This is a genomic window from Vibrio sp. OPT46, from assembly GCF_015163535.1.
GTDB classification, from domain to species: Bacteria; Pseudomonadota; Gammaproteobacteria; order Enterobacterales; family Vibrionaceae; genus Vibrio; species Vibrio alginolyticus.
In genome coordinates this window covers 82,432-86,256 of sequence record NZ_JADDYG010000092.1, presented here as the reverse complement: position 1 = coordinate 86,256, position 3,825 = coordinate 82,432, and the positions used below count along the sequence as shown (strand labels likewise).

Below are 3,825 nucleotides of genomic sequence, written 5' to 3'. Positions count from 1 at the left end.
GTACGACTAAAGGAGCAAGGTATTGCAGATGAAGTCATCGTTGTCAGTGCCGGCGGTAGCCAGTGTCAGGAGCAACTACGTACCGCGCTTGCATTAGGTGCCGATCGTGCTATTCATGTCGATACTGAAGACAAAATAGAGCCATTAGTTGTCGCTAAGCTGCTCAAAGCTCTGGTTGAGCAAGAACAAGCACAGCTTGTGATTACGGGTAAACAATCCATTGATACGGACAACAACCAAGTGGCTCAGATGCTGGCCGCCCTACTTGACTGGCCTCAAGCAACTTTCGCTTCCGACGTGAAGATAGAAGATCAAAAAGTTCAGGTCGTGAGAGAAGTGGACGGCGGCTTGATGACGGTCGCGATGAACTTACCTGCGGTGATCAGTACTGACTTACGCCTGAATGAACCGCGTTTTGCCTCTTTGCCTAATATCATGAAAGCTAAGCGCAAGCCGTTAGATACAATCACACCTGACAGTCTGGGTGTTGAAGTGGTATTTAGCCAAACCATCCAAGAAGTCACACCGCCAGCGCAAAGAAAAGGTGGCATCAAGGTTGAATCTGTCTCAGAGCTTCTCGATAAGCTGCGTAACGAAGCGAAGGTGATTTCATGAAGAACTTAATCATAGCAGAACATGACAATAACCAATTGCATGCGGACACACTCAAAGTGGTTAATGCAGCAAAACAAGTCAGCCAAGACAATGTTTTGATCGTTGTGGGCCACCAGTGTGAAGAAGTCGCTCAACAAGCTTGTCGCGTTGATGGTATATCAAACGTAATTTGTGTCGATGATGAGCAACTTAAGCATCAATTTGCCGAGAGTATCGCACCTATTGTAGTGAGTGTTGCTGAAGGTTTTGACGCAATCTGGGCTAGCTCATCATCAAAAGGGAAAGATCTTGCACCGCGAGTAGCAGCGAAGTTCGGCGTTGGGCAAATTTCCGATATTGTCCAAGTTATCGATGAAAACACTTTTATCCGCCCTATTTACGCAGGAAACGCATTTGCCAAAGTGACCACCAGCGACAAGGTTCGCGTCATCACCGTGCGCGCGTCTGCGTTTGAGCCGGTTACTTGTCACAACCAAGCTGATATTAAGCATCAGCAGGTCACTATCTCAGCTCCAATGGTTGAATTGGTTTCTGCCGATAAAACCGTGTCAGAGCGCCCTGAATTAAGCGCGGCAGAGGTGGTTGTGTCAGGTGGACGCGGAGTCGGTAGCAAAGAGAACTTCGCGTTGATCGAACAAGTTGCCGATAAACTAGGTGCTGCCATTGGCGCTTCTCGTGCGGCAGTTGATGCCGGGTTTGTTGCCAACGACTTACAAGTGGGTCAAACCGGTAAAATCGTTGCACCTAAGCTTTATATAGCGGTTGGGATTTCCGGTGCCATCCAGCATCTTGCAGGAATGAAGGAATCCAAAGTGATTGTCGCGATCAACAAAGATCCAGAATCTCCTATCTTTGAAGTTGCTGACTATGGATTGGTTGGTGATTTATTTGAGGTACTACCTCAGCTTGCCGAACAACTTTAAACGATCAGATAAGGGGCGAACACTGCTATGTTCGCCCCTTTATTTTGTTTTTGGTCATATTCAAAAGAATTGAAATTAGAGGGACCTATGCCAAATTCTGCACCTATTTGGTCACCATCTGCTGAGCGCGTCAGCAATAGCAACTTATTACGGTTCATTGAAAAGGTTAATAAAGACAAAGCCGAAGGTGCCGTAATCAACAATTACACGTCTCTACACCAGTGGTCCATTGAGCACAATGATGAATTTTGGCGACATACTTGGCAGTTTTGCAACGTAATCGGAGATATGGGTTCACAAATCAAGAGCCTTGGCAGTCCCAAATGGACACTAACAGGTTCTAATCATCATCATGTAAATAGAGACACAGTATGGTTTGCTGACGCCACGCTGAACTACGCAGAGAACCTCCTATCTCAGGCAGAACAATCACCAGAGCGTGAGTTTATTGTTTTTAGCAATGAAAGCGGTGAACACCGACAACTCACCGGTAAACAGTTGCTTGAACAAGTTTCTGCCATTCAACAATGGCTACTCAATTGTGGTGTCGGTAAAGGCGATGTCGTTGCGGGTTATTTGCCCTACCTTCCTGAAACCGTTATTGCCATGCTGGCCACCACCAGTCTTGGTGCCATTTGGACTTCAACCTCTCCTGATTTTGGTATCGATAGCGTCGTAGAGCGTTTTGGTCAGGTCAAACCGAAAGTTCTTTTTTGCTGTGATGGCTACCAGTTCGGAGGCAAAGCTTTCGATATGACGGACAAGAACACCACTCTTAGTAGTAAGTTAAGCAGTGCCTCCGAAGAGACTACTATTAGCGTATGCCAAATCGAATATTTACAAAACGCTGAGAGTGCTAGCACTTCTGAGTTTGTTTCTTGGTCCGATATTACTCACCACTTTTCTCCACAATCAATTCAATATCAACCAACGCTGTTTAATGACCCGTTATTCATTTTGTATTCTTCTGGTACAACAGGTCAACCTAAGTGTATTGTCCATTCCGCAGGCGGTACCTTGCTCAATCACCTCAAAGAACATCAACTGCATTGCGACATCAAATCGCAAGACAAGGTTTTCTACTACACAACATGTGGTTGGATGATGTGGAACTGGCATGTTTCCGCTCTTGCGAGTGGAGCAACCTTAGTGATTTACGACGGTAGTCCGGTTTATCCTGATCACTCCATCTTATGGCGATTAGCAGAAGAACATAACGTGTCGCTGTTTGGTACTTCAGCGAAATACTTAGAGGCACTGGAGCATGCGAACTGCTCTCCAAAACTAGAACATAACTTGAAGTCACTCAAAACTCTGTGCTCAACTGGTTCGGTGCTTTACCCAGAACAATTTAATTATGTCTATCAGCACATCAAGCAGGACTTGCATCTCGCTTCTATTGCTGGCGGCACAGATATTTGCGGATGCTTTGTACTTGGAAACCCAATCTCACCAGTTTACAAAGGTGAATGCCAAGGCGCAGGGCTGGGAATCGACGCACGTGTTCTAGAGGATGATGGACATACTATTACGCAAAAACGTGGCGAACTGACTTGTAATAACTCACTACCTAACTTCCCTATTGGCTTCTGGAACGACAACGGCGAACGTTATCACAACGCTTATTGGAGCAAGTTTACCGATATCTGGCACCATGGCGACGATGTGATGCAAACCGAACATGGCGGCTTTATTTTTTATGGCCGTAGTGACGCAACCTTAAATCCAGGCGGCGTACGAATCGGTACCGCTGAAATCTATCAACAAGTGAACGCGTTACCCGAGGTTGAAGACTCCATCGCTGTCGGCAAGTTAAACCAGCAGTCTGAAGAAATCTGGTTACTAGTAAAACTCGCTCACAACGTCGAGTTAACCCAACAACTCACCGATTCAATTCGCCAAACATTGAAAACAAAATGTTCACCGCGCCATGTCCCACGACAAATTTTTGCTATCAGTGATATTCCTAAAACGCGCTCAGGCAAATTGGTTGAGCTAGCAGTGAAACAATTGGTAAACGGACAAGCTGTAAAAAACATTGGTGCTATTGCTAACCCAGAAGTGCTGGAAGAAATTAAAACGCTGTTCAACATAGAAAGTGGTGCCACTGTCACTTAGAGACTCAACAAGTCTTCCAACAATACAGACGGGTATAACCTAACTATATTTTAGCTCGCTCGATAACTCCTCCCCACTTTCGTGGAAACTGAGCGAAATATGCTTCATGTACACAAAAAAGGTGAGATAATTCTATCTCACCTTTGAGCCATATGAGCGGGAGCATTAG

Annotated in this window: 3 protein-coding genes; all 3 read left to right on the top strand. The window is 45.6% G+C overall.

The features are described from left to right. On the top strand, positions 1–615 hold a 615-nt coding region (locus IQR33_RS03805; RefSeq protein WP_193843529.1), incomplete at its 5' end, for an electron transfer flavoprotein subunit beta/FixA family protein. Beyond that, on the top strand, positions 612–1,538 hold the full coding sequence (locus tag IQR33_RS03800) for an electron transfer flavoprotein subunit alpha/FixB family protein (RefSeq protein ID WP_017633699.1): 927 nt from the start codon (positions 612–614) through the stop codon (positions 1,536–1,538). The genes IQR33_RS03805 and IQR33_RS03800, both read left to right, overlap by 4 nt. Positions 1,539–1,625: 87 nt before the next feature. Further along, positions 1,626–3,656, top strand: coding sequence for an acetoacetate--CoA ligase (locus tag IQR33_RS03795; RefSeq protein ID WP_193837952.1), 2,031 nt, complete (start codon positions 1,626–1,628; stop codon positions 3,654–3,656). Positions 3,657–3,825: the final 169 nt, after the last annotated feature.

Bases quoted from the DNA above. Each gene is read 5' to 3' on its own strand.
- IQR33_RS03800 (WP_017633699.1), top strand. From the start codon at position 612: ATGAAGAACTTAATCATAGCAGAACATGACAATAACCAATTGCATGCG.
- IQR33_RS03795 (WP_193837952.1), top strand. From the start codon at position 1,626: ATGCCAAATTCTGCACCTATTTGGTCACCATCTGCTGAGCGCGTCAGC.